The 26139-nt window shown below is 69.4% G+C and carries 23 protein-coding genes and 1 riboswitch; of the genes, 14 read left to right on the forward strand and 9 right to left on the reverse strand.

Features of this window, described 5'->3' with window-relative positions; genetic code table 11:
- Positions 1 to 35: 35 nt before the first annotated feature.
- The 10 genes from ABZV77_RS15755 to ABZV77_RS15800 all read left to right on the forward strand — a co-directional run bounded on the left by ABZV77_RS15755 (position 36) and on the right by ABZV77_RS15800 (position 10144).
- Entirely contained in the window at positions 36 to 851 is an 816-nt protein-coding gene (locus ABZV77_RS15755) for an SOS response-associated peptidase (RefSeq protein WP_356256164.1), read from the forward strand.
- Between the two features lie 12 nt (positions 852 to 863).
- Positions 864 to 1505: an alpha/beta family hydrolase gene (locus tag ABZV77_RS15760; protein WP_356256167.1), complete on the forward strand. Its 642-nt coding sequence runs from the start codon at positions 864 to 866 to the stop codon at positions 1503 to 1505.
- A gap of 231 nt (positions 1506 to 1736) precedes the next feature.
- Complete coding sequence (locus ABZV77_RS15765; protein WP_055563701.1) at positions 1737 to 2420, forward strand: sigma-70 family RNA polymerase sigma factor; 684 nt, start codon at positions 1737 to 1739, stop codon at positions 2418 to 2420.
- Positions 2417 to 2728: a mycothiol system anti-sigma-R factor gene (gene rsrA / locus ABZV77_RS15770; protein WP_150216284.1), complete on the forward strand. Its 312-nt coding sequence runs from the start codon at positions 2417 to 2419 to the stop codon at positions 2726 to 2728. Before ABZV77_RS15765 ends, rsrA begins: the two co-directional genes overlap by 4 nt.
- A gap of 129 nt (positions 2729 to 2857) precedes the next feature.
- Complete coding sequence (locus ABZV77_RS15775; protein WP_356256170.1) at positions 2858 to 4216, forward strand: HD-GYP domain-containing protein; 1359 nt, start codon at positions 2858 to 2860, stop codon at positions 4214 to 4216.
- Entirely contained in the window at positions 4213 to 5484 is a 1272-nt protein-coding gene (locus ABZV77_RS15780; protein ID WP_356256172.1) for an HD domain-containing protein, read from the forward strand. The genes ABZV77_RS15775 and ABZV77_RS15780 overlap by 4 nt, the downstream gene beginning before the upstream one ends.
- Before the next feature lie 148 nt (positions 5485 to 5632).
- A complete protein-coding gene (locus tag ABZV77_RS15785) occupies positions 5633 to 6613 on the forward strand; it encodes a hypothetical protein (RefSeq protein WP_055563704.1) in 981 nt (326 codons plus the stop codon).
- 63 nt (positions 6614 to 6676) lie between these two features.
- Entirely contained in the window at positions 6677 to 7333 is a 657-nt protein-coding gene (gene def / locus ABZV77_RS15790; RefSeq protein WP_356256175.1) for a peptide deformylase, read from the forward strand.
- A 406-nt stretch (positions 7334 to 7739) separates the two neighbouring features.
- Complete coding sequence (locus tag ABZV77_RS15795) at positions 7740 to 8771, forward strand: multidrug MFS transporter (RefSeq protein ID WP_356257584.1); 1032 nt, start codon at positions 7740 to 7742, stop codon at positions 8769 to 8771.
- Complete coding sequence (locus ABZV77_RS15800; protein ID WP_356256178.1) at positions 8768 to 10144, forward strand: cytochrome P450; 1377 nt, start codon at positions 8768 to 8770, stop codon at positions 10142 to 10144. Before ABZV77_RS15795 ends, ABZV77_RS15800 begins: the two co-directional genes overlap by 4 nt.
- An 88-nt stretch (positions 10145 to 10232) precedes the next feature.
- On the opposite strand, the gene ABZV77_RS15805 is transcribed toward ABZV77_RS15800, so the two are convergent.
- The 7 genes from ABZV77_RS15805 to ABZV77_RS15835 all read right to left on the reverse strand — a co-directional run bounded on the left by ABZV77_RS15805 (position 10233) and on the right by ABZV77_RS15835 (position 19270).
- Positions 10233 to 11246, reverse strand: coding sequence for a ribonucleotide-diphosphate reductase subunit beta (locus ABZV77_RS15805; protein WP_356256181.1), 1014 nt, complete (start codon positions 11244 to 11246; stop codon positions 10233 to 10235).
- Positions 11246 to 13663 carry a ribonucleoside-diphosphate reductase subunit alpha gene (locus ABZV77_RS15810; RefSeq protein ID WP_356256184.1) on the reverse strand — a complete coding sequence of 806 codons (2418 nt, stop codon included), beginning with the start codon at positions 13661 to 13663 and terminating at the stop codon, positions 11246 to 11248. The genes ABZV77_RS15805 and ABZV77_RS15810 overlap by 1 nt, the downstream gene beginning before the upstream one ends.
- Positions 13664 to 13793: 130 nt before the next feature.
- Positions 13794 to 13930: riboswitch (cobalamin riboswitch) on the reverse strand.
- 123 nt (positions 13931 to 14053) lie between these two features.
- Positions 14054 to 15682, reverse strand: coding sequence for a monocarboxylate uptake permease MctP (gene mctP / locus ABZV77_RS15815; RefSeq protein WP_356256187.1), 1629 nt, complete (start codon positions 15680 to 15682; stop codon positions 14054 to 14056).
- A complete protein-coding gene (locus tag ABZV77_RS15820; RefSeq protein WP_356256191.1) occupies positions 15679 to 15933 on the reverse strand; it encodes a DUF3311 domain-containing protein in 255 nt (84 codons plus the stop codon). The genes mctP and ABZV77_RS15820 overlap by 4 nt, the downstream gene beginning before the upstream one ends.
- A gap of 110 nt (positions 15934 to 16043) precedes the next feature.
- Positions 16044 to 16220, reverse strand: coding sequence for a YbdD/YjiX family protein (locus ABZV77_RS15825; RefSeq protein ID WP_268775789.1), 177 nt, complete (start codon positions 16218 to 16220; stop codon positions 16044 to 16046).
- Between the two features lie 17 nt (positions 16221 to 16237).
- Entirely contained in the window at positions 16238 to 18388 is a 2151-nt protein-coding gene (locus ABZV77_RS15830; RefSeq protein ID WP_356256194.1) for a carbon starvation CstA family protein, read from the reverse strand.
- A 99-nt stretch (positions 18389 to 18487) separates the two neighbouring features.
- Positions 18488 to 19270: a GntR family transcriptional regulator gene (locus ABZV77_RS15835; protein WP_356257587.1), complete on the reverse strand. Its 783-nt coding sequence runs from the start codon at positions 19268 to 19270 to the stop codon at positions 18488 to 18490.
- Positions 19271 to 19557: 287 nt separating this feature from the next.
- Here ABZV77_RS15835 and ABZV77_RS15840 point away from each other — a divergent pair, with 287 nt between their 5' ends.
- The 4 genes from ABZV77_RS15840 to ABZV77_RS15855 all read left to right on the forward strand — a co-directional run bounded on the left by ABZV77_RS15840 (position 19558) and on the right by ABZV77_RS15855 (position 24312).
- Positions 19558 to 20832: an extracellular solute-binding protein gene (locus tag ABZV77_RS15840; protein ID WP_356256196.1), complete on the forward strand. Its 1275-nt coding sequence runs from the start codon at positions 19558 to 19560 to the stop codon at positions 20830 to 20832.
- Positions 20833 to 20978: 146 nt separating this feature from the next.
- Positions 20979 to 21971 carry a sugar ABC transporter permease gene (locus ABZV77_RS15845; protein ID WP_356256199.1) on the forward strand — a complete coding sequence of 331 codons (993 nt, stop codon included), beginning with the start codon at positions 20979 to 20981 and terminating at the stop codon, positions 21969 to 21971.
- Positions 21968 to 22798 carry a carbohydrate ABC transporter permease gene (locus ABZV77_RS15850; RefSeq protein WP_356256202.1) on the forward strand — a complete coding sequence of 277 codons (831 nt, stop codon included), beginning with the start codon at positions 21968 to 21970 and terminating at the stop codon, positions 22796 to 22798. The genes ABZV77_RS15845 and ABZV77_RS15850 overlap by 4 nt, the downstream gene beginning before the upstream one ends.
- Positions 22799 to 22806: 8 nt before the next feature.
- Positions 22807 to 24312 (forward strand): glycoside hydrolase family 3 protein, encoded by a 1506-nt coding sequence (locus tag ABZV77_RS15855; protein ID WP_356256205.1) that lies wholly within the window; start codon positions 22807 to 22809, stop codon positions 24310 to 24312.
- Positions 24313 to 24406: 94 nt separating this feature from the next.
- On the opposite strand, the gene nagB is transcribed toward ABZV77_RS15855, so the two are convergent.
- Positions 24407 to 25192 carry a glucosamine-6-phosphate deaminase gene (nagB, locus tag ABZV77_RS15860; RefSeq protein ID WP_356256208.1) on the reverse strand — a complete coding sequence of 262 codons (786 nt, stop codon included), beginning with the start codon at positions 25190 to 25192 and terminating at the stop codon, positions 24407 to 24409.
- Between the two features lie 188 nt (positions 25193 to 25380).
- Positions 25381 to 26139, reverse strand: a complete 759-nt coding sequence (locus tag ABZV77_RS15865) for an SDR family oxidoreductase (RefSeq protein WP_356256211.1) — start codon at positions 26137 to 26139, stop codon at positions 25381 to 25383.

Here is a 26139-nt window from a genome sequence, read left to right on the forward strand (position 1 = left end):
CCTCTGGTTGTACGGGGTCTGGCAGTCTGGCACGTATGTGCGGACGGTATGCATCCAGTCGTGGGCCCCAGGATCTCGCGGGAATCTTCGGGATCGAGAAGTGGGAGTCCGAGGAGGCCTTGGCTCCTGATTTCAACGTGGCGCCGACGAAAGAGGTCTACGCGGTCCTCGACCGTCCTCTGAAAGACGCCGAAGACCCCGCTCCGGTTCGCCAGCTGCGCACGCTGAAGTGGGGCCTCGTGCCCTCCTGGTCCAAGACGCCCGAGGGCGGCGCGCGGATGATCAACGCCCGCGCGGAGACCGTCCACGAGAAGCCCTCCTACCGCCGCGCCTTCACCTCCCGCCGCTGCGTCATCCCGGCCGACGGCTATTACGAGTGGGTGACCGCCCCCGAGGAGCGGCAGCTGGAGGTCGAGGGCAAGAAGAAGCGGCCGCGCAAGCAGCCCTACTTCGTGACGCCCGCCGACGGCTCGGTCTTCGCCATGGCGGGGCTCTACGAGTTCTGGCGGGACAAGACCCTGCCCGACGAGCACCCCCTCGCCTGGTGGGTGACGTGCACGGTGATCACCACGGAGGCGGAGACCACGCCCCTCGCGGTCGCCCCCGACGAGGGCCCCGGCACGCTCGCCGAGATCCACCCGCGCATGCCGCTCATGCTGACGCCGGAGCGCTGGGACGCCTGGCTCGACCCGTCCCGCACCGACGTCGAGGACCTGCGCGGCCTCCTGGAGCCGCCGCCGCACGGACTGATGCGGGCCTATCCGGTGTCCACCGCCGTCAGCAACGTACGCAACAACGGACCGGAGCTCCTGAAGGAGCTGGAGGGTCCCGAAGAAGGCACGCTCTTCTGACACCCTGCTCAGGTGACCAAGAGCGAGACAGTCGAGACCGACGCCGGTGCGGCGCGGATCACCTGGCACCCGGCCCCCGGCAGGAGCGCCCGCCTCCTGCTCGCCGTCAGCCACGGCGCCGGTGGCGGCATCGAGGCCCGCGACCTCCAGGCCATCGCCGCCGCGCTGCCCGCGCACGGCGTGAGCGTCGCCCTCGTGGAGCAGCCCTGGCGCGTCGCGGGCAAGAAGCTCGCGCCCGCGCCGAAGACGCTGGACACCGGGTGGCGCGGCATCTGGCCCGCGCTGGAGAAGAAGGGGCTCCCGGTGATCGCGGGCGGCCGGAGCGCAGGCGCACGCGTCGCCTGCCGTACGGCCACCGAGCTCGGCGCCGCCGCCGTGCTTGCCCTGAGCTTCCCGCTCCATCCGCCGGGCAAGCCCGAGAAGTCCCGCGCCGACGAGCTGCTCGGGGCCGGTGTGCCCACCCTCGTCGTGCAGGGCGGCAACGACCCCTTCGGCAAGCCCGTGGAGTTCCCCGACGGCGCGTACGACCTGGTGGAGATCCCCTCCGGCGACCACGGATTCGCCGTGCCCAAGCGCGCGGACATCGGGCAGGACGAGGCAGTGAAGCGCATCACGGACGCAGTCGTCCGCTGGACGGGAATGTTGGGCGGGTGACGTCTGTTGTGGCGGACAGACGGTAAACGCCGTCGGTAGCTGTTCGTACGAGAGGGAGTCCGCCGCATGGGTTCGACCATCTGCCCGAACCGCTCCAGCGCCTCTGACCTGGAGTGGACGGTGCTGAGCGCACCCAAAACCGCATCTATTCGGGCGGCGCGGGGCACGGGTAGTCGTCTATCCTCCGATTCGAGTGGGGCTGCTTTCGGCCTCACCACGTCGTTGGAGGAGGTGGGTCCGGTCACTGGGACCGACGCAGGGACCGAGCACGGCCAGGCGGAGCAGCCCCGAGAGAGCTCGGAGAAGTCCGAGACGGCCGCGGAGCGCACGGCCCGCTTCGAGCGGGACGCGCTGACATTCCTCGACCAGATGTACTCGGCGGCGCTGCGCATGACGCGCAACCCGGCGGACGCGGAGGACCTGGTGCAGGAGACCTACGCGAAGGCGTACGCGTCGTTCCACCAGTTCCGCGAGGGCACCAACCTCAAGGCGTGGCTGTACCGCATCCTCACGAACACGTTCATCAACTCGTACCGCAAGAAGCAGCGCGAGCCCCAGCGCAGTGCCGCCGAGGAGATCGAGGACTGGCAGCTTGCGCGCGCCGAGTCGCACATGTCCACCGGTCTGCGCTCGGCCGAGTCGCAGGCGCTGGACCACCTGCCCGACACGGATGTGAAGCGGGCGCTGCAGGCGATCCCCGAGGAATTCCGCATCGCCGTCTATTTGGCGGACGTAGAGGGCTTTGCGTACAAGGAGATCGCGGACATTATGGGGACACCCATCGGTACGGTGATGTCCCGACTGCACCGGGGCCGTCGCCAACTGCGCGGCATGCTGGAGGACTACGCCCGTGAGCGCGGGCTCGTCCCGGCGGGTGCCGGGGAGTCGAACGGAACGAAAGGCTCGGGCTCATGAGCTGCGGAGAGCCGCACGAGACTGACTGCAGTGAAGTCCTGGACCATCTCTATGAGTTCCTTGACCACGAGATGCCGGACAGCGACTGCACCAAGTTCGAGACGCACTTCGAGGAGTGCTCTCCGTGCCTGGAGAAGTACGGCCTGGAGCAGGCGGTCAAGAAGCTGGTGAAGCGCTGCTGCGGCCAGGACGACGTTCCGGTCGACCTGCGGGCCAAGGTGATGGGCCGCATCGACCTCATCCGCTCCGGGCAGGCCGTGCCCGAGCAGGACATCACGCAGGACACCACGGCCGCCTCCGAGGCCTGAGCACTTCACTCGGGTTCCGCGCGGCCCGTTCTCCCCTCCCATCACTCGAACGTGCTAATTAACGGCACCCGGGTGCTGGCAGGGGGAGCGCCGTTCTAGTCTCCGGACCGGAACGGGGAGGAGAACTCCATGCGGTCGGTGCCGGTGCGGGCCCGCGTCTACATCCTGTGCGTCGCCCTGGCCGGCGTGGTCTGCGCGGTGCCCGCCCCCGGCGCGCGCCCCTCCTGGCCCGCCGTCGCGTTCCTCGCCGTCCTCTACGCCGGGTGCGAGCAGATCACCCGCTGCCGCCTGGTCGGCCGCCGTGTCCCGCGCGGCCTCGGCACCTTCTTTCCCGTGCTGCTCGCCGGGGTGTTCCTGCTGCCGCCGTCGGCCGCCGCCCTCGTCGCCGTGCCCGGCGCCCTGCTCGCCCGCGTCGACCGGCACCCCCGGTGGGTGCGCCGCATCTGGCGCGCCTCCCAACTCGCCCTGGCCGCCTGGGCGTCGGCGCGCGTGTACGTCGCGCTCGGCGGGCCCGCGGCCACCTCGGGCCCCGACTTCCCGTACGTACTCGGACCCGCCGGGGCCGCCGTGCTCGCCTTCTCCGCGGTGCTCACCGTGCTGGACGGCGGCGTCCTCGTGACTGCCGAGCGCGTCCCCGCGCGGACCGCCTGGCGGGGCCTCTTCGCGCGCTCGCTCGCGCCCGTCACCGTGCACGGACTCGCCGGTCTGATGATGGCCGTGCTCTGGACCAGTCCGTACGGCCCCACATCCGCCCTGCTCGTGCTCCTGCCGATGGGCGTCTCCTGCTGGGCCTTCGCGCAGTACCACCGCGAGCGGGCCGCCCATCAGGCCACCATCCGTGCGCTCGTCCAGGCCGTCGACATCAAGGACAAGTACACCCGCGGGCACAGCGAGCGCGTGGGCCGCGCCTCCGTGCTGATCGCGCGCGAGCTGGGCATGGACGACGAGCGCGTCGAGGTGCTCCGGTTCGCCGGGATCCTGCACGACGTCGGCAAACTCGGCGTACCCACAAGGCTGTTGAGGAAGGACGGGCCGCTGACGCCCGAGGAGCGGCGCATCATCGAGCTGCATCCCGAGTACGGCCACGAGATGGTGCGCGGCATCGGGTTCCTCGGCGAGGCACGAGCGGCGATCCTGCACCACCACGAGCGGATCGACGGCAGCGGCTATCCCTACGGACTCACCGGGCCGCAGATCCCGGAGTGCGCGCGGGTGGTGGCGGTCGCCGACGCCTTCGACGCCATGACGTCCACCCGGTCCTACCGGCGGGCCAGGCCCGTCGAGGTCGCCGTCGCCGAGCTCAACCGGTGCGCGGGGGCGCAGTTCGACCCCGAGATGGTCGGGGCGCTGGCCCGCGCCCTCGACCGGTACGGATGGCACCCCGAGGTCACGGCGGACGTGCCGGACCAGGGCGCCCCCGACCAGGGCGCGGCCGTGCCGTCCCCCGCCCTGCCCGCGCCCGCGGCGGCCCGCCCGGCGGCCCGGTGAGGGCCCCGTCGCGCCTGCCCGCCGTGGTCGCCTGCCTGGCCGGACTGCTCGCCCTCGCCTCCCTCGTCTGGACCCTCTGGCACGGCATCACCGAAGGCCGGGCCGCCCTTGCCTTCGGCGTCCTGATCACTCTCGGTGAGCTGGTCCGGTGGGGGAGCGGCAGGGACAGGGAGCCCGCGCCGCTCGGCGCCGCGGGAGCCCTCGCGTACGCCCTGCTGGGCGAGAACTCCGGGCAGGCCACGCACCACGGGGTGCTGCAGGTGCTCGCCGTGGTCGTCGCGGCGGCCCTCGTCGGCGCGGTGCCGAACGTGGCACTGGGCCGGGGCCCCACGCTCGACCACATGGCGCGGCGCGTGCTGACCGTCGGGTTCGCCGCCGCCTGCTTCCAACCTCTGTACAACTCCGGGAAGTTCGGCGAGTGGGTGGGGCACGGGCCGTACTTCGCGCTCGTCATCGTCGCCCTGCTCGTCCTCACCGCGCTCTGCGACGCCGTCCTCGCCGCCGTCACGGCGCACGCCCGCACCCGGTGGCCGTTCGGGCCGCTGCTGCGGGAGGAGCTGCGGGCGATGCTCGGCATCGGCTCCGCGGTGTGCGCGAGCGGCGCCGTGATGGCGCTCGCGGTGGCCGTGGCGGGGCTGTGGGCGCTGCCCGTGTTCAGCCTCCCGCTGCTGCTCACCCAGCTCTCCTTCCGGCGGTACGCGGCGGTCAGGGCGACCTACCGGCAGACCATCGCCTCGCTGGCCAGGGCCACCGAGATCGCCGGATACACCCCGCAGGGCCACGCACACCGCGTGGCCGGGCTCAGCCGGGCCGTGGGGCGTGACCTCGGTCTCGGGGAGTCGGACCTCACCGTCCTGGAGCATGCGGCGCTCATGCACGACATCGGCCAGCTCTCCCTGGTCGACCCCGTCCCCGCGGGCGCCACCGCCGCGCTCTCGGAGGCGGAACAGCGCCGAATAGCCCTGCTCGGGGGCGCCGTCGTCCGGCAGACCGGGGTGGACGCCGCCGTCGCCGTCGTCGTGGAGCGGCAGGCCGACCCGTACCGCGAACAGCCGCTCACCGCACGTATTGTGCGCACGGCGAACGCGTACGACGAGATGGCGCGGGGAGAAGGCCCCTCAGGGGCGCTGGGCGGCCCGCTCAACGCCTTGGAGAGGCTCCGCCTGGCCACGGGCCACGACTACCAGCCGGAAGTCGTGGAGTCCCTGGCGAGGGTCCTGTCGAGGGACGGCCTCACCCACGGCCTTACCTCGCGTCCCGCTGGGTAACCCATGGGTAATGAGCGGCCGTCCGACCGTCCGTGGTTGGATGCGAAGAAGACAGGAAAAGGGGCGCACGGGGGTACGGCCCCCGACGCCGCGCCCCGACGAGAAGCTACCTACGGAATACGTGGCAGGCGGGAATCAGGCGGGAATCGTGAGGATCTTCGGCAAGGGACGGCACCGGCCCTCCGCCTCATGGCGGCAGGCGACCGACCGCGCGTTCACGCTGATCGGCGACGGCCGGTACGAGGACGCGGGGGCACTGCTCACGCGCGCGGCGGATCTCGAACCCTGGCTGTCCGAGTCCTGGTTCAACCTGGCCCTGCTGCACAAGTTCCGGCACGACTGGGAGCAGGCGCGGGCCGCCGGGCTGCGCGCCGTCGCGCTCCTCGACCGCTCCGCGGGCGCCCCCGACTGGTGGAACGTCGGCATCGCGGCGACCGCGCTGCAGGACTGGCCCCTTGCCCGCCGCGCCTGGCAGGCGTACGGCCTGCGGGTGCCCGGCGGTGTGGCCGCCTCCGGCGAGCCCACGGGCATGGAGCTCGGCAGCGCGGCCGTGCGGCTCTCCCCGGAGGGCGAGGCCGAGGTCGTGTGGGGCCGCCGCCTGGACCCGGCCCGCATGGAGGTCCTGTCCATTCCGCTGCCCTCCTCGGGCCGCCGCTGGGGCGAGGTCGTGCTGCACGACGGCGTCCCGCACGGCGAGCGGACGACGGGGGACGGGCACTCGTACCCCGTCTTCGACGAGATCGAGCTGTGGGCACCCTCACCCGTGCCGACCTGGGTGGTCCTCCTGGAGGCGGCCACCGAGGACGACAGGGACGCGTTGGAGCGGCTCGCGGCCGACGCGGGCTTCGCGGCGGAGGACTGGTCGTCCTCCGTGCGGCTGCTCTGCCGGATGTGCTCCGAGTCCCGCATGCCGAGCGACGAGGGCGACGGGGAACACCTCGATCCGCACGACCACAGCGAGCCGGGTCACCCGGGCCCGCTCGGCCACCGCAGCCCGGGCGCGCTCTGGGTGCCGGAGCGCGAGTGCGGTCTCGCGGCGCCCGCGGCGCTGGTCCGCGGCCTCCTGGACGGCTGGGTGGCGGACAGCCCGGACTCCCGTGACTGGCGGGATCTCGAAGAGGTCTGCTGACACTTCGCCGTAGGCTGTACCGGCACAAACTCGTGAGGGTTCCAAGGAAGGCGTACGGCGGACATGGCGCAGGACACTGAGCAGCAGGCCATCGACGGGGACGGGGTGCTCCCCGTCGACGACGAGGGCTTCGTCATCGACACCGAGGACTGCGAGGAGCGGGAGACGGCCCACCGCGAGCGCGGCACGTCCCGGCCGATCACGGTCGTCGGCAACCCCGTGCTGCACAAGGAGTGCAAGGACGTCACCGCCTTCGACGACGACCTTGCCGCGCTGATCGACGACATGTTCGCGACCCAGCGGGTGGCGAACGGCGTGGGTGTGGCCGCCAACCAGGTCGGCGTCGACCTGAAGGCCTTCGTCTACGACTGCATGGACGACGACGGCGTGCGCCACGTCGGCGCGATCTGCAATCCGGTGCTCCAGGAGCTGCCCGCCGAGCGGCGCAGCCTCGACGACTCGGGTGAGGGCTGCCTCTCGGTCCCGACGGCGTACGCCCCGCTGGCCCGCCCGGACTACGCCGAGGTGACCGGCCAGGACGCGAAGGGCAATCCGATCAAGGTCCGCGGCACCGGCTACTTCGCGCGCTGCCTGCAGCACGAGACGGACCACCTGTACGGCTACCTGTACATCGACCGCCTCTCCAAGAGGGAGCGCAAGGACGCACTGCGGCAGATGGAAGAGGGCACCCCGCGCTACCCCGTGGTGGCCAATGACTGACCTCCGCGGCGCCTGAGAGGCGCGGGAACCGTGTGACGCGAGCGGCCCCTGGTTCAGGAACTCACCCCTGACCAGGGGCCGTTGGCATGCCCTGCCCTGAGCCGCTCGCCTGTGCGAGCAAATCAAGCTGCCGGTGATCCATATTCAGTCACGTAAGGGGATGTTCTCGGCACTGGGGGGTAGTGAATGGCGCAAATCTGTTCCCTGAACGGTCAGTTGTGGTGCTGAATGGAAAGCGCGGGGATACGCAACGGCGCGCGCCCGGTACGGCGGGAGGGGCGCGAGTCCTCAGGCGGCTGAAAGGGGTTTGTTCGTGCGTGCATATTCCGGGAGCACTTCACAGGCACATCCGCACACGCGACCACGTTCACCGGCGGTATCCGTACCGCCGGCACTGGCCGTTCCCATGATCGAAGCCGCGTTCCCTCGCCGGCTCCATCCGTATTGGCCAAAGCTTCAGGAGAAGTCCAGGACCTGGCTGCGCGAAATGCGGCTCATGCCGCCGGACAAGGTCGAGCGGTACGCGGACAGCCTCTGCTACACGGATCTGGTGGCGGGCTACTACATTGGCGCGCCGGACGAGTTGCTGACCGCGATAGCCGACCTCAGCAGCTGGTTCTTCGCGTGGGACGACCGGCACGACCGGGACTCGGTGCACGGCAGGGCGCCACAGTGGCGGCAGCTCTGCCGGGGCCTGCACGGCACCCTCAACGAACCCCGGCAGTACCTGCACCACAAGGACCCGTTGGTCGCGGGGTTCGCGGACTGCGTGCTGCGCCTGTACTCGTTCCTCGGCCCCAGCTGGAACGCCAGGTTCGCCCGGCACTTCCACCCGGTGATCGACGCGTACGACCAGGAGTTCAGAAACCGGCGCTGCGGGACCGTGCCGACGGTCGAGGCGTACATCGAACTGCGCCGGCTCACGTTCGCGCACTGGGCGTGGATCGACCTCCTCGAACCCACCGCGCGGTACGAGCTGCCCGACCCGGTGCGCAAGCACCCCGCGTACCGCAGGGCGGCCCGGGCGACCCAGGACTTCTCGGCCTGGTACAACGACCTGTGCTCACTCCCGAAAGAACTCGCGGGAGACGAGCTGCACAATCTCGGAATCAGTCTCATCCAGCACGAGGGAATGAGGCTCGAAGAGGCGGTGCGGGAAGTGCACAGGCGCGTCAGTGATTGCGTCACTGAATTCATGCAGGCGGAAAGGGAAGTACTGCATTTCGCCGATGAATTGGCGGACGCAAGTGAGCGTGACAGGGAACTCGCGGACGCGGTGAAATCATGCGTCTTCAACATGCGGAACTGGTTCTCTTCCGTTTACTGGTTCCATCACGAATCCGGGCGCTATCGGGTGGACAGCTGGGACGACAGGTCCATGCCCCCGTATGTGACGGAAGAAGCCCTGGCGGAAAACGAACTGGTAGGTGAGGAATGAGCGTCGAATCCGCAATACCCGCTCCCCCCGCGTCGGGCCCCGACCCGTTGCGCAATCCACCGCTCGTCCGCGGCGGCGCCCCGTTGCTCGGCCACGCATGGAACCTGGTGCGTGATCCGCTCGGCTTCCTCTCCGCCCTGCGCGACCATGGGGATCTCGTCCGGATCAGGCTGGGACCCAGGACGGCGTACGTGGTGTGCGATCCGGAATTGGTCGGCGCCCTGCTCAAGAACCCCGAGTACGTCGTCGGCGGGCCGCTCTGGGACACCCTCGAAGTGCTCCTCGGCAAGGGCGTGGCGACCAGCAACGGCAAGCTGCACCGGCGCCAGCGCCGCATGATGCAGCCCGCGTTCAGGCCCGAGCGGATCGCCGACTACGCCAAGGTGATGGAGGAGGAGGCCCGCGCCACGGCGGCCCGCTGGCAGCCGGGCGCCACGGTCGACGTGAGCGCCGAGATGTTCCGCACGGCCGTGCGCATCGTCTCGCGCTCGCTCCTGGAGGTCGACTCGATAGCGGACAAGGCGGACCGGATCGCCGACTCGCTGCACACCGTGTTCGACGGGCTCTACCGCCGGATGGTGCTCTCGGTCGGCCCGCTCCACCGCGTGCCGACCCCCGCCAACCGGCGCTTCGAGAGCGCGCTCGCCGACCTGCACGCGCTCGTCGACGAGATCGTCGCGGAGCGCCGCGCGGCCGGGCCCGGCGGGCCGGACGATCTGCTCGCCGAATTGCTGCGGGCCAGGGACGAATCCGGGGAGCTCATAGCCGACCAGGAGATCCACGACAACGTGGTTTCGCTCGTCGTGGCGGGTGCGGAGAATGTGGCGTCGACGCTGGCCTGGACGTTCCATCTGATGACCGAACACCCGGCGCAGGAAAGGAGGTTGGTTGAAGAGGTAAATGCCGTGGCCCCGGATCGCGCGATCACATTCGCCGATCTCAAGGACCTGCCGCACCTCCGCAATGTCGTCACCGAGGCGATGCGCATACGGCCGGCCGCTTGGATATTCACGCGCCGGTCCGTGGCCGAAACCGAGCTGGGCGGCTATTCGATTCCGGCGGACGCCGACATCGTCTACAGCGTGTACGCGATGCAGCGCGACCCGCGTTCCTTCGAGCGGAACCTGGAGTTCGACCCCGACCGCTGGAATCCGGAACGGGCGCGCGACGTGCCGGAGTTCGCGATGATGCCGTTCAGCGTGGGCAACAGGAAGTGCCCCGGCGACCACTTCAGCCTGGCCGAACTCGCCCTGATCCTAGGAACGGTGGCCCCCAAGTGGCGCCTGGAGCGCGTCGAGGAGACCGACGCCCGCACCCAGGTCGGCATCACCCTGCACCCCAAGCGGCTCGTCCTGCGGGCCACGCCGCGCTGAGCGTCCCGGGACAGCAAGGCGCCCGCCCGCCCCGTCCGGCAGAACGGGTCGGGCGGGCGCAGGCGTCCGGAACTCGTCCGGAACTCGCCTAGAACTCGTCGTCGAAGGAGACCGAGCCCTCGACCGCGACCTGGTACGCGGAGGGCCGCCGCTCGAAGAAGTTGGTCAGCTCCTGGACGCCCTGCAGCTCCATGAAGGAGAACGGGTTCTCCGAGCCGTAGACCGGCGCGAAGCCGAGGCGCTGCAGCCGCTGGTCGGCGACGCACTGCAGGTACTCGCGCATCGAGTCGGTGTTCATGCCGGGCAGGCCGTCACCGCACAGGTCGCGGGCGAACTGCAGCTCGGCCTCGACGGCCTCCTTCAGCATGTCCGTGACCTGCTGCTGGAGCGCGTCGTCGAAGAGCTCGGGCTCCTCCTTGCGGACCGTGTCCACCACGTCGAAGGCGAAGCTCATGTGCATCGTCTCGTCGCGGAACACCCAGTTGGTGCCGGTGGCCAGGCCGTGCAGCAGACCGCGGCTGCGGAACCAGTAGACGTACGCGAAGGCACCGTAGAAGAAGAGCCCCTCGATGCACGCGGCGAAGCAGATGAGGTTCAGCAGGAAGCGACGGCGGTCGGCCTTCGACTCCAGCCGGTCCATCTTCTCGACGGAGTCCATCCATTTGAAGCAGAACTCCGCCTTCTCGCGGATGGAGGGGATCTCCTCGACCGCGTCGAAGGCCGCCGCGCGGTCCTCGGGGTCGGGCAGATAGGTGTCGAGCAGCGTCAGATAGAACTGGACGTGCACGGCCTCCTCGAAGAGCTGACGGCTCAGGTAGAGCCGCGCCTCGGGGGAGTTGATGTGCTTGTAGAGCGTCAGCACCAGGTTGTTCGAGACGATCGAGTCGCCGGTCGCGAAGAACGCGACCAGACGGCCGATCATGTGCTGCTCGCCGGGCGAGAGCTTGGCGAGGTCGGCGACGTCCGAGTGGAGGTCGACCTCCTCGACGGTCCAGGTGTTCTTGATCGCGTCCCGGTAGCGCTCGTAGAAGTCGGGGTAGCGCATGGGGCGCAGGGTCAGCTCGAAGCCCGGGTCGAGCAGGTTCTTCTCGGTGGAGCTCATTACTGGCAGGCCTCGCAGGACTCGGGGTTTTCCAGGGAGCAGGCGACGGCGTCTTCGGCCGTGACCTGCGCGGGGACGGGGGCCGCGGCGGCGGTGTTCGAGCTCCCGGCCGCGCGGGCGATGCGCGTCGCGGGGCGCGAGCGCAGGTAGTACGTGGTCTTCAGGCCGCGCTGCCAGGCGTACGCGTACATCGAGGAGAGCTTGCCGATGGTCGGCGTCTCCAGGAAGAGGTTGAGCGACTGCGCCTGGTCGAGGAACGGGGTGCGGTCGGCGGCCATGTCGATCAGGCCGCGCTGCGGGATCTCCCACGCCGTGCGGTACAGCGCGCGGACGTCCGCGGGCACCCACTCGAAGTCCTGGACCGAGCCGCTGGACTCGCGCAGCGCCTCCCGGGTCTTCGCGTCCCACAGGCCGTGCCGCTTCAACTCCTCCACCAGGTAGCCGTTCACCTGGAGGAACTCGCCGGACAGCGTCTCGCGCTTGAAGAGGTTGGAGACCTGCGGCTCGATGCACTCGTAGACACCGGCGATGGACGCGATGGTCGCGGTCGGCGCGATGGCGAGGAGCAGCGAGTTGCGCATGCCGGTGACGGCGATACGTTCCCGCAGCGCCGCCCAGCGCTCCGGCCAGGTCAGCTCGGCCACGGCCTTCGGGTAGTGGTCGGGGTGCAGCACGCCGCGCGCGGTGCGGGTCTTCTCCCAGGCGGGGAGCGGACCACTGCGCTCGGCGAGGTCCGCGGACGCCTCGTACGAGGCGAGCATGATGCGCTCGGCGATGCGGGTGGAAAGGGCGCGCGCCTCGGGGGAGTCGAAGGCCAGCTTGAGCTGGAAGAAGACGTCCTGGAGGCCCATCGCGCCGAGGCCCACGGGGCGCCACTTGGCGTTGGAGCGCCCGGCCTGCTCGGTCGGGTAGAAGTTGATGTCGACGACGCGGTCGAGGAAGGTCACCGCGGTGCGGACGGTCTCGTCGAGCCGCTCCCAGTCGATGTCCTGCGCGGCCGGGTCGACGAAGGCGCCGAGGTTCACCGAGCCGAGGTTGCAGACGGCGGTCTCCCCGTCGTCCGTCACCTCCAGGATCTCCGTGCAGAGGTTGGAGGAGTGCACGGTGTGGCCGGGCTCCGCCGTCTGGTTGGCGGTGCGGTTGGCCGCGTCCTTGAAGGTCATCCAGCCGTTGCCGGTCTGCGCGAGGGTGCGCATCATGCGGCCGTAGAGGTCCCGGGCCGACATGGTCTTCTTGGCGAGCCCGGCGGCCTCGGCCTTGCGGTAGGCGGCGTCGAACTCGTCGCCCCACAGGTCGACGAGCTCGGGCACGTCGGCCGGTGAGAACAGCGACCACTCCTGGTCGGTGGCGACGCGGCGCATGAACTCGTCGGGGATCCAGTGCGCGAGGTTGAGGTTGTGCGTGCGGCGCGCGTCCTCACCGGTGTTGTCGCGCAGCTCCAGGAACTCCTCGATGTCGGAGTGCCAGGTCTCCAGGTAGACCGCGGCCGCGCCCTTGCGCCGACCGCCCTGGTTCACGGCGGCGACGGAGGCGTCCAGGGTCTTCAGGAACGGCACGATGCCGTTGGAGTGCCCGTTCGTGCCGCGGATGAGGGAGCCGCGGGAACGGATGCGGGAGTAGGAGAGGCCGATGCCGCCCGCGTGCTTGGAGAGCCGTGCGACCTGGTGGTAGCGGTCGTAGATGGAGTCGAGCTCGTCCAGCGGGGAGTCGAGGAGGTAGCACGACGACATCTGCGGGTGGCGGGTGCCGGAGTTGAAGAGCGTCGGCGAGGACGGCAGGTAGTCCAGGCGGCTCATCAGGCCGTACAGCGCGGCGACTTCGTCGAGCGCGCGGGCGCTCTCGTCCTCCGCCAGACCGGCCGCCACGCGCAGCATGAAGTGCTGCGGGGTCTCGATGACCTGGCGGGTGATCGGGTGGCGCAGCAGGTAGCGGCTGTGCAGGGTGCGCAGGCCGAAGTAGCCGAAGCGGAAGTCGGCGCCGTCGGCGAGCGCGGTGTCCACGAGCGCGTCGAGCCGGGCCGCGTGGGCGCCCACGAAGTCGGCGGTGCGGTCGGCGATCAGGCCCTCACGGTGGCCGACGGCGATCGACTCGGTGAAGGAGCGCACGCCCTGCGAGGCGGCCTCGGCGGCGATGGAGAGGGTGAGCAGCCTGGCCGCGAGCTTCGAGTACGTGGGGTCCTCGGAGATGAGCCCCGCGGCCGCCTCGGTCGCGAGCTCCCGCAGCTCCGCCTCGTCGGCCCTGGCCGAACGGCCGCGCAGCGCCGCGGCGGCGACCCGGCCGGGGTCGGCGTCGGGGAGGTCGGCGGTGAGGTCGGTCAGGGTGCGCAGCAGCGCGGTCCCTGGCGCGTCGGTACCCTCGGTGCTGTCGATGGGCTGCGGTGACAGCGCTGACGCAGGTTCGGCAGGCGCGATGGTCACGTGGAGCTCTCCCTCGCTCGGCTCTGGGCCTGGGGGAGGGGACGGCACACACGGGCGCACCCGGACAGGGCGGCGTACCGCGTCCACCGGCCCATTCCACGAGGCCCGGACGGTCGGCACCCGGGTCGGTCGACACGGGTGCACTGCCGGCAGGTCTTCGGACTCCGCGTACGACAAATGCGTACACGTCTACCGTTGCGGGACAGTTCCGGACTTGCACCGGATTCCCCTGCGGCGACAGCGAGCACGAGCATACATCTTGTGTCGGCTTACTGAAGCAGGCCCACATCTTGTGTCGGATCGCAGAGCTGTACGACGAAGGGCCGCCGGTTTCCCGGCGGCCCTTCGTCGTACGCTGTGCCGTGCGGCAGACGTGCGGCAGCGGTCGGCTCAGTGGCCGGAGCCCGCCGTCGCCTTCGGCAGTTCCTCCATGACACCGGCGTCACCGGCGTCCGCCGTGTAGTCCTCCGGAGACGTCTCGTCGACGCCCTCGGGGGCCTTCAGCGCCTTCAGGGCGAAGGTGAGGACCACGGTCACGACCACGTTCAGGACGAACGCGGTGAGGCCGATGTAGCCGATCTCGCCGATGCCGGGGATCTCGTCGGACGAGCCGCCGAAGTGCTTCTGCGTCGGCGACGCGACGCCGTACGCGGCGACCGTGCCGTAGACCATGCCGACCGCCCAGCCCGCGAGCAGCGCCCAGCGGTGGAACCACCGCGTGAACAGGCCGCCGACCAGGGCGGGCATCGTCTGCAGGATCCAGATGCCGCCGAGCAGCTGGAAGTTGATCGCGACCGTCTTGTCCATGGTGAGGACGAAGGCGAGCGCGCCCACCTTCACCAGGAGCGAGACCAGCTTGGAGACCTTGAACTCCTGTGCGGGTGTCGCGTCCGGCTTGAGGAAGTCCTTGTAGATGTTCCTCGTGAAGAGGTTCGCGGCCGCGATCGACATGATCGCCGCGGGTACGAGCGCGCCGATGCCGATGGCGGCGAAGGCGACGCCGGTGAACCAGTCGGGGAACATGTTCTCGAACAGCTGCGGGATCGCCAGCTGCCCGTTCTCGACCTTGACCCCGGCCGCGATCGCCATGAAGCCGAGCAGCGCGAGCAGGCCCAGCATCAGCGAGTAGAGCGGCAGGATCGTGGTGTTGCGGCGGATCACGTTGCGGCTCTTGGAGGAGAGCGTCGCCGTGATCGAGTGCGGGTACATGAACAGCGCGAGCGCGGAGCCGAGTGCGAGCGTGGCGTACGTCCACTGCCCCGCCTCGCCCGGCGCGAGACCCGCGACAGGCTTGCCCGCCGCGTCGTTCGCCGCCGAGAACTTCTCGTTCGCGGCCTGGAAGATCTCGTCGAAGCCGCCGAGCTTGATCGGGATGTAGATGATCGCGACGGCGATGACGAGGTAGATCAGACCGTCCTTCACGAACGCGATCAGCGCGGGCGCGCGCAGACCCGACGAGTAGGTGTACGCGGCGAGCACCGCGAACGCGATCAGCAGCGGCAGGTCCTTGATGAACCAGTTGGTGTCCGGGCCGCCGCCGATCCCCATGACGTCGAGGACGGCCTGGATGCCGACCAGCTGGAGCGCGATGTACGGCATCGTTGCGAGGATGCCGGTGACGGCGACCGCGAGCGAGAGGCCCTTGGAGCCGAAGCGCCCGCGCACGAAGTCGGAGGTCGTCACGTAGCCGTGCTTGTGCGAGACCGACCACAGGCGCGGCAGGAAGGTGAAGATCAGGGGGTAGACGAGGATCGTGTACGGCACGGCGAAGAAGCCCGCCGCGCCCGCCGCGTAGATCGCCGCGGGGACGGCCACGAACGTGTAAGCGGTGTAGAGGTCGCCGCCGAGCAGGAACCAGGTGACCCAGGTGCCGAACGAGCGGCCGCCGAGGCCCCATTCGTCCAGGCTCTCCTCGTTGTCCGCCTTGCGCCAGCGGGCGGCCAGGAAGCCCATGACCGTGACGGCGACGAAGAAGAAGATGAAGACCGCGAGGGCGACGCCGTTGACTCCGTCGTTCATGACCGCGCCTCTTCCTTGCGGGCGCGCTGGTCACGCTGCCACAGCTTGTACGCGATCATCGTGAGCGCCGTGGAGATGAGCACCCAGAGCATCTGGTACCAGTAGAAGAACGGGATGCCGATGAAGGTGGGATCGATCTTCGCGTACGAGCCCACCCAGAGCATTGCCACGAAGGGTGCGACAAGGCAGGCTGCGATGACCACGCGGACCGGCGTGACCACCGGTCTGCTCACTTCAGGCGCATCTGACATATCGCGGCTCCGTTCCCTCACTTATCCCATGCTTAACGTGCGGGAAATCTAAGCCACAGTCTCGCTGTATGGAACCCCCGTCCGGATAACGGACGTGACAAGTTGCCTGTTCAGCAGCAGCGGAACCCCTGACGGGGGTCTGACTCCGCCCGGTCTGTCCGCATGCGTTCAAATGCGCGGCGGCTGGGAACAGTTGCCGCCGGATGCTCCTTGCGTACGTGCGCCACATACCGGTCGTACGCCGACTCGTCGGTCAGCTCATGGACGTACCACCGCATCCACCGCATCCCGCGCAGCACCCAGGTCACGGCGCCACCTCCCGTCGCTCCGCCTGCCTCTCTGCCTGCCTCTCCTCCTCCTTCTCCTCCCGGGTCGCGAAGAGCCCGGCCGGAGCGGTCAACTTCGACTCCACGTACGGCGCTTCGCTCAGCCGTGAGGCGCCGGGGTTGCGGACGTGCTTCACGCACACCCGTGCCGCGTCCACGATCACGACGACGATGAGCAGGGCGAGCGCCGCCGAAAGGACGCCGTCCACCGTGGAGTTGGTGACGACGGTGTGCATGTCGTCCATCGTCTTGGCGGGCGGCAGGATCTTGCCCTCGTCGATGGCGTCCTGGTAGTTCGCGCGCTGCTGGAAGAAGCCGACGCGCGGGTCGTCGGAGAACACCTTCTGCCAGCTCGCGGTGAGCGTCACCGTCGCGTCCCAGACGAGCGGAATCCCGGTGATCCAGGCCCACTTGAGCCGCCCGGACTTCACGAGCAGCGTGGTGCAGACGGCGAGGGCGACGGCGGCGAGGAGTTGGTTGGCGATGCCGAAGATCGGGAAGAGCTGGTTGATCCCGCCGAGCGGCTCGTGCACGCCCACCCACAGGAAGTAGCCCCAGAGCCCCGTGACGGCGGCGCTGGTGAGCACGAGCCCCGGCTTCCAGCTCATCCGCCGGAAGGGCTTGTAGATGTTCCCGAGCATGTCCTGCAGCATGAAGCGGCCCACGCGCGTGCCCGCGTCGAGCGCGGTCAGGATGAACAGCGCCTCGAACATGATCGCGAAGTGGTACCAGAAGGCCCGCATCGAGCCGCCGGTGACCTTGGAGAAGATCTCCGAGACGCCGACCGCGAGCGTGGGCGCGCCGCCGGTGCGCGAGAGCAGCGAGGACTCCTCGACGTTCTGGGCGGCCTGCGCGAGGTCGGCCGGTGAGATGGAGTACCCGAAGCCCGCGACGGCTCTCGACGCCTCCTGGACGGTGTCGCCGACGACTCCGGCCGGGGCGTTCATCGCGAAGTACAGACCGGGGTCGATGATCGATGCCGCGACGAGCGCCATCACCGCGACGGACGACTCCATCAGCATGGAGCCGTAGCCGATCATCCGGACCTGCGTCTCCTTCTGGATCATCTTCGGCGTCGTGCCCGAGGAGATCAGCGCGTGGAACCCGGACAGGGCGCCGCAGGCGATGGTGATGAAGACGAAGGGGAAGAGCGAGCCCGCGAAGACCGGTCCGTCGCCGCGCGAGGCGAAGTCGGTCACCGGGTCCATCTTCAGCGTGGGCAGGGTGACGACGACACCGACCGCGAGGAGCACGATGGTGCCGATCTTCATGAACGTGGAGAGGTAGTCGCGCGGCGCGAGCAGCATCCACACCGGCAGGATCGAGGCGATGAACCCGTACGCCACCAGCCAGATGACCAGCGTCGACGGCGCGAGCGTGAAGGTGTCCGCGAGCGAGGACTCGGCGACCCAGCGCCCGCCGACGAGCGCGAGCAGCAGCAGCGCGATGCCGATCAGCGAGACCTCGCTGACCCGTCCCGGCCGCAGCACCCGCAGGTAGAAGCCCATCAGCAGGGCGATCGGGATGGTCATCGCGATGGAGAAGGTGCCCCACGGCGACTCGGCGAGCGCGTTGACGACGACCAGCGCGAGCACCCCGAGCAGGATGATCATGATGGCGAAGGTGGCGAGCAGCGCGGCGGCCCCGCCGAACGGGCCGATCTCCTCGCGCGCCATCTGCCCCAGCGACTTGCCGTCGCGCCGCGTCGAGAAGAACAGCACGACCATGTCCTGCACGGCGCCCGCGAAGATCACGCCGACGATGATCCAGATGGTGCCGGGCAGGTACCCCATCTGGGCCGCGAGGACCGGCCCCACCAGGGGCCCCGCGCCCGCGATCGCCGCGAAGTGGTGGCCGAGCAGCACCCGGCGGTCGGTCGGGTGGAAGTCGATGCCGTTGTCGAGCCGCTCGGCCGGGGTGGCCCGCTTCTTGTCGACCTTCAGGACCTTGTACGCGATGAACTTGGAGTAGAAGCGGTACGCGACGGCGTACGAGCCGAGGGCCGCCGCCACCATCCAGGCGGCCGACACCTCCTCGTCGCGTGCGAGGGCCAGGACGGTCCAGCCCGCGGCGCCGATCAGCGCGACGAGGGACCAGATGACGATGGATCGGGGATTCGCTCTGCGCACCGGGTCGTCCTCCCGTTCACCATGCGATGAGATTCATCGTGCGATGACGGGAGGAACGTAGAGCAGTGCGGTGGGCCCGCGCCAGACCTCGGGCGGGTGTCAGTCCGTGGGCCGCTTGAGGCGGGCGACGAACTTGTACCGGTCGCCGCGGTAGACGGAGCGCACCCACTCCACCGGCTGGCCGTTCCCGTCCAGCGAGTGGCGGGACAGGAGCAGCATCGGCAGACCGACGTCGGTGCCGAGCAGGCCCGCCTCGCGCGGGGTCGCCAGGGAGGTCTCGATGGTCTCCTCGGCCTCCGCGAGGTGCACGTCGTACACCTCGGCGAGCGCGGTGTAGAGCGAGGTGTACTTCACCAGGGAGCGGCGCAGGGCGGGGAAGCGCTTGGCTGAAAGGTGCGTGGTCTCGATGGCCATCGCCTCGCCGTTGGCCAGCCGGAGCCGCTCGATGCGGAGCACCCGGCCGCCCGTGGTGATGTCGAGCAGGTCGGCGAGGCGGTCGTCGGCGGTGATGTAGCCGATGTCCAGGAGCTGCGAGGTGGGCTCCAGGCCCTGGGCCCGCATGTCCTCCGTGTACGAGGTGAGTTGCAGGGCCTGCGACACCTTCGGCTTCGCGACGAACGTGCCCTTGCCCTGGATGCGCTCCAGACGGCCCTCGACGACCAGTTCCTGGAGGGCCTGGCGCACCGTGGTGCGGGAGGTGTCGAACTCGGCGGCGAGCGTGCGCTCCGGGGGGACCGGGGTGCCTGGCGGCAGCGTTTCGGTGATATCCAGCAAGTGCCGCTTCAGGCGGTAATACTTGGGCACGCGCGCGGTGCGGCCGACGCTCGGGCCTTCCGGAGGCGCGCCCACATCGGTCCCCGTGCTCCCCGCTTCGGTGCCCATGGTCTGCCTTCCCGGCTCCTGTGCTGCTGCCGTCACCGGCTCCTCCGTCTGTCGCGGCTCACATCGTGGCACGGTACGGGCCGAGCAGACTCTGCCTGCTCAGGTGTCGGTCCGATAACGGAGGCGACAGCCCTTCTTATACACCCTTGACACCCCTAAAGGTCTAGGCCAAGCTCCCCGTACTGGTCTACACCATTAAAGACCAGGTTCCAGTCCCACGGGCAGATCTCGGTCCATTTGGTCGCTGCGGGTGGGGGGTTGACTGGCATCCCTTGAGGAGGGTGAACGTGAAGCGCAAGCTCATAGCGGCCATCGGTGTCGCGGGCATGTTGGTCTCGGTCGCGGCCTGTGGCAGCGACGACGACGACAAGAAGTCCGGGGGAGCCGACGGCTTCAAGGGTGAGACCCTGACGCTCTGGGCGATGGACGGTTCGACGCCCGACAAGTGGCAGAAGGACGTCACGGCCGCCTTCGAGAAGAAGACCGGCGCGAAGCTGAAGTTCGAAGTCCAGCAGTGGAACGGCATCCAGCAGAAGCTGACCACCGCCCTCTCCGAGGAGAACCCGCCGGACGTCTTCGAGATCGGCAACACCCAGACCGCCGCGTACGCCAAGACCGGCGGCCTCGCCGAGCTCGGCGACCTCAAGGAGACGCTCGGCGCCGACTGGACCGAGTCGATGAACAAGGCCTCGGTCATCGACGGCAAGCAGTACGCCGCCCCGTGGTTCGTCCTCAACCGCGTCGTGATCTACAACAAGAAGATCTGGGCCGACGCCGGGATCAAGGACACCCCGAAGACCCGCGACGAGTTCCTCAAGGACCTCAAGCAGATCGGCGCGAAGACCGACGCCGAGCCGCTCTACATGCCGGGCCAGTTCTGGTACCACTTCGTCGGCCTGACCATCGGTGAGGGCGCCGAGCTGGTCAAGAAGGACGGCGACAAGTACGTCTCCAACCTGACGGACCCGAAGGTCACGAAGGCCATGAAGACGTACCAGGAGTTCCAGAAGCTCTCCAAGGCCCCCAAGAACAAGGACGAGGCCACGCCGCAGCAGGGCGAGGTCTTCGGCAAGGGCAAGACCGGCGCCTTCATCGGCATGCCGTGGGAGGCCGACCTGGCCATCAAGACGGACAAGAAGATCGCGAAGGACATCGGCTACTTCACGATCCCGGGCGCCACGGCGGAGAAGCCCGAGGGCGTCTTCCTCGGCGGCTCCAACCTCGCCATCGCCGCGACCAGCAAGAAGCAGGAGCTCGCCAAGGAGTTCCTGAAGATCGCGCTGTCGGACAAGTTCGAGGGTCAGTTCGCCAAGGAAGGCGGCGTCATCCCGAACAAGAAGTCGCTGGAGTCCTCCCTCGCGGACAACCCGGCCGCCAAGGCCATGACGCCCGCCACCCCCGGCGGCGGCATCACCCCGCTGATCCCGGAGTGGGGCGCGGTGGAGAACCCGCCGAACCCGATCAAGAACTACATGACCGCGGTGCTCAACGGTAAGTCGCCTGCCGACGCCGCCAAGCAGGTCGAGGGCGAGCTCAACAAGCGCCTGTCGCAGAAGCAGTAAAGACGCGTCCTCTTGCCGGGGGTGGCGGGTGACGTGACCCCGCCGCCCCCGGCGTACCCATGAGTTCTCCGCGTTCTCCGCGCTGACCTCTGCGTTCTCGGCGCTCTCCAGAGCGCTTCGCGTTGCCCACGAAAGAGATGGCGAGCATGACCGTGCAGAAGACCGAACGGCCGCCCTCCGGCCCGACGGAGGTGCAGACGAAGCAGGACGGCGGGCCACGACGCGACGGCCCGCACACATCCGCAGGACGTCTCGCAGGCCTGACGCCTTATCTGCTCCTTGCCCCCGCGATCATCGTCACCCTGCTGCTGCTCGGCTGGCCGCTGGTCAACAACGGGATCCTGTCGTTCCAGAACCTCAACATGCGGCAGTTCATTCTGCACTTGACCGAGTGGAACGGATTCGACAACTACAAGGAGATCCTCACCGGCGAGGACTTCTGGCGGGTCACCGGCCGCTCGGTCGCCTTCACCGCCGTCAACGTCGTGCTGATCATGTTCCTCGGCACGCTGGTCGGACTGCTCCTGGCGCGCCTCGGCCGGAAGATGCGCACGTTCCTCATGGTCGGGCTCGTCCTCGCCTGGGCGATGCCGGTCGTCGCGTCGACCACCGTCTACCAGTGGCTGTTCGCGCAGCGCTACGGCGTCATCAACTGGGTGCTCGCCAAGATCGGCTTCGAGTCGATGGCCGACCACGACTGGCTCGCCTCGCAGTACTCGACCTTCTTCGTGGTCCTGCTGCTGATCGTCTGGCAGTCGATCCCCTTCGTGGCGATCAACCTCTTCGCCGCCACGACCACCATTCCCAAGGAGCTGTACGAGGCCGCGGCCCTGGACGGCGCCGGTGCCTGGAAGCAGTTCACCCAGGTCACGCTGCCGTACCTGCGGCCCTTCCTCTACGCCACGACGTTCCTGGAGATCATCTGGGTCTTCAAGGCGTTCGTACAGGTCTTCACCCTCAACGAGGGCGGGCCCGAGCGGCTCACCGAGATCCTTCCCGTCTACGCCTACATCGAGGGCATGGGCAACCAGCACTTCGGGATGGGCGCCGCGATCGCGATGCTCACCATCGTCATCCTGCTGGCCATCACCTCGTACTACCTGCGGATCGTGCTCAAGCAAGAGGAGGACGAGCTGTGAAGCGCTCGCTGCTGGGCCGTCTGTGGCCCAACCTGACCGCGGTCGTTCTCTTCGTCCTCTCGGTCTTCCCCGTCTACTGGATGTTCGCGACGGCCTTCAAGCCGTCCGGCGACATCATCGCCGAGGACCCGGTCTGGTTCCCGACCGACGCCACTCTTGAACACTTCAAGAAGGCGATGAACGCCGACCACTTCTGGACCATGGTCGGCAACTCGGTGACCGTCACGGTCCTCGCCGTGGTCTTCTCGCTCATCATCGGCGTGACCGCGGCGTTCGCCCTCGCGCGCATGCGCTTCAAGGGCCGCCGCGGCTTCATCATCGGCTTCATGCTCGCCCAGATGGCGCCCTGGGAAGTCATGGTCATCGCGATCTACATCATCGTGCGCGACGCGGACATGCTGAACAGCCTGGTCCCGCTGACCCTCTTCTACATGGTGATGATCCTGCCCTTCACCCTCCTCACGCTGCGCGGCTTCGTCGCCGCCGTGCCCAAGGAGCTGGAGGAGTCCGCCATGGTCGACGGCTGCACCCGTATGCAGGCGTTCCGCCGGGTGATCCTGCCGCTGCTCGCGCCGGGCCTGATGTCGACCTCGCTCTTCGGCTTCATCACCGCCTGGAACGAGTTCCCGATGGTCCTCGTGCTCAACAAGGAAGCGGACTCCAAGACCCTGCCGGTGTGGCTGTCCAGCTTCCAGACCGCCTTCGGTGACGACTGGGGTGCCACCATGGCGGCCGCCTCGCTCTTCGCCATCCCGATCCTCATCCTCTTCGTCTTCCTGCAGCGCAGGGCCGTCAGCGGCCTGACCGACGGCGCAGTGAAGGGATAACTCCGCACATGACGACTCTTACGCACGCCGGTGACACGCTCACCCGCAACGCCCTCGCCGTCCTGCAGCCCGGCTTCGACGGCACCACCACCGCACCGGACTGGCTGCGCCGCCGGATCGGCGAAGGCCTCGCCTCCGTCAGCCTGTTCGGCCGCAACGTGCAGACCGCGGAGCAGGTGGCCGCGCTCACCGCGCAGCTGCGCGCCGAACGCGACGACCTGCTGATCGCCATCGACGAGGAGAGCGGCGACGTCACCCGCCTGGAGGTGCGCACCGGCTCCTCCTACCCGGGCAACCACGCACTCGGCGCCGTCGACGACCCCGCGCTGACCCGCGAGGTCGCCGCCGACCTCGGCCGCCGCCTGGCCGCCTGCGGCATCAACTTCAACTGGGCGCCGTCGGCCGACGTCAACGCCAACCCGGACAACCCGGTCATCGGCGTACGCTCCTTCGGCTCGGACCCCGACCTGGTCGCCCGGCACACCGCCGCCTACGTCGAGGGCATGCAGTCGGCGGGCGTCGCCACCTCCGCCAAGCACTTCCCGGGGCACGGCGACACGGCGATCGACTCGCACCACTCCGTGCCGGTCATCGACGTCGACCGGGACGTCCTGAACTCCCGTGACCTGGCGCCGTTCCGCGCGGCGCTCGCCGCGGGCACGCGGGCCGTGATGAGCGCCCACGTCCTGGCCCCGGCCCTGGACCCGGACAACCCAGGAACGCTCTCCCGCCGCATCCTGACCAGCCTGCTCCGCGAGGAGTTCGGCTACGACGGGCTCATCGTCACCGACGGCATGGACATGCAGGCCATCGCAGGGACGTACGGCTTCGAGCGCGGCTGTGTCCTCGCCATCGCCGCGGGCGCCGACGCGATCTGCACGGGTGGCGGCCCCTCCGACGAGGGGACCGTGCTGCGGCTCCGGGACGCCATCGTCGCGGCGGTGCGCTCCGGCGAGCTGCCCGAGGAGCGGCTCGCCGACGCGGCCGACCGCGTACGGTCTCTCGCCGGCTGGGCCGTGACGGCGAGGGGGTCGGGCGCGGCCGAGCATTCGGGGGGCGCGCCCGACACCGGCATCGGTCTGATCGGAGCCCGCCGTGCGCTGACGGTCACCCGCGGCGAGACGTACGCGGCCCCGGTCACCGAGGCCCCCTACGTCGCCACCTTCTCCCCGCTCCCGAACATCGCCGTCGGCAACGAGACCCCCTGGGGCGTCACCGACGAGCTGGAGCGCCGCTTCCCCGGCACCGCGTCGGCCACCTACTCCGGCGAAGGCTCGGGCAGCAAGGCCCTCGCGGCGGCGGGCACGCGCCGCATCGTGGCCGTCGTCCGCGACGCACACCGCCACGCGTGGATGGCCGAGGCCCTGCAGACCATCGTCTCGGCCCGCCCCGACACGGTCGTGGTCGAGATGGGCGTCCCCCAGTCCGCCCCGATCGGCGGCCTCCACATCGCGACGCGCGGCGCGGCACGGGTGTGCGGCCAGGCGGCGGCGGAGGTCATCGTCGAGGGCTGACCCGCCCACCCGCACCAAACGAAAGGGGCGCCCCCGGCCGGGGGCGCCCCTTTCACTGTTCGTCGCGTCTGCAGAGTGCCTCTACAGGTTGCTTCTACAGACCCTGCCAGTCCGGCTTGTTCGCATACGTGTGCCGGAAGTAGTCCGCGAGCTTGAGCTTCGAGGCCGCCGCCTCGTCCACGACGACCGTGGCGTGCGGGTGCAGCTGCAGCGCGGAGGCGGGCACGACCGAGGCGATCGGTCCCTCCACCGTCGCGGCCACCGCATCCGCCTTGCCCTCACCCGTGGCGAGCAGCACCAGGTGCCGCGCCTCCAGGATCGTCCCGATGCCCTGGGTGATGACGTGGTGGGGGACCTGCTCGATGTCCCCGTCGAAGAAGCGCGCGTTGTCCACCCGCGTCTGCTCGGTCAGGGTCTTGATGCGCGTACGGGAAGCGATCGACGAGCACGGCTCGTTGAACCCGATGTGCCCGTCCGTGCCGATCCCGAGCAGCTGGAGGTCGACACCTCCGGCCTCGGCGAGCGCCTTGTCGTACGCCACGCACGCCGCCTGCACGTCCTCGGCGCTGCCGTCCGGACCCATGAAGGAGGCCTCGGCGAGACCGAGGGGCTCGACGACCTCACGGAGGACCACGGAGCGATACGACTCGGGGTGCCCGGCGGGCAGCCCCACGTACTCGTCGAGCTGGCAGATGCGCGCCCGCGAGGCATCCACGGAACCGGCGGCGACCTTGGCCGCCAGCGCTTCGTAGATGGGCAGCGGGGTGGAGCCGGTGGCGACACCGAGCAGGGCGTCAGGCTTACGGCGCACCAGGGCGGCCATGGCCTCCGCGATGAGCTCGCCGCCTGCCGTGGCGTCCGGGACGATGACAACTTCCACGCTGGGCCTGCCGATCTGGAGAGGGGCTCAAGAGTGTTGGTGGTATAGACCAATCTAGCAGAGCTGCGCCGCCAGAACAGCAGTGCTGCACCGCCAGAACGGCCGATTCCACCGCTCTCCGATCCATGCTCGGCTCTCGTCCCCGCCGCCGCCCGTCGAACCGTCCGCGGCGCCCGCGAAGCCCCTGGTCACACGCCCAGGACCGACCCTCCCGTCGCGTCGATGTACTGACCGGTGATCCACCGGGCGTCCTCCGAGGCCACGAAGGAGACGATGTCCGCCACGTCGGCGGGCTGGCCTATCCGGTCGAAGGTCGAATACCCCGCCATGTCCGCCTGCTGGGCCTCGGGGATCCCGTCCATCATTTCGGTCTCGATGATGCCCGGCGCGACGGCGTTGACCGTGATCCCGCGGGGGCCGAGCTCCTGCGCCAGCGTGTGCGTCAGCACGTTCACCGCGCCCTTCGTCATCGAATACGCCACGGTGACCGGGAATGCGATGCGCGTGACGCCCGACGAGATGTTGATGATCCGGCCGCCGTCGCGGAGCCGGTCGAGTCCCTTCTGGACGACGAAGAACAGCGCCTTCGCATTGACCGCGAACACGCGGTCGTAATCCTCCTCCGTCACCTCTCCCACGTGGCTGTACAGGCCGATGCCCGCGTTGTTCACCAGGATGTCCAGGCCGTCCGCGTGCCGGTCGAACTCCGCCCAGAGCGCCTCGGCGTCTCCGGGCACCCCCAGCTCGGCGCCGAACGCGAAGGCGGAGCCGCCCGCGGCCTCGATCGCCGCCACCGTCTCCTTCGCGGCCGCCTCATTGCTGCCGAAGTGCACGGCGACCCGTGCGCCATCCCGCCCGAGACGCTCGGCGATGCCCCGCCCGATGCCCCTGCTGCCGCCTGTGACCAGCGCCGTCTTCCCCGCGAGCCTGCCCGTGACTGCATCCAT

The sequence above is a fragment of the Streptomyces sp. NPDC004732 genome (genome assembly GCF_040609235.1).
In the GTDB taxonomy this organism is placed as follows: Bacteria; Actinomycetota; Actinomycetes; order Streptomycetales; family Streptomycetaceae; genus Streptomyces.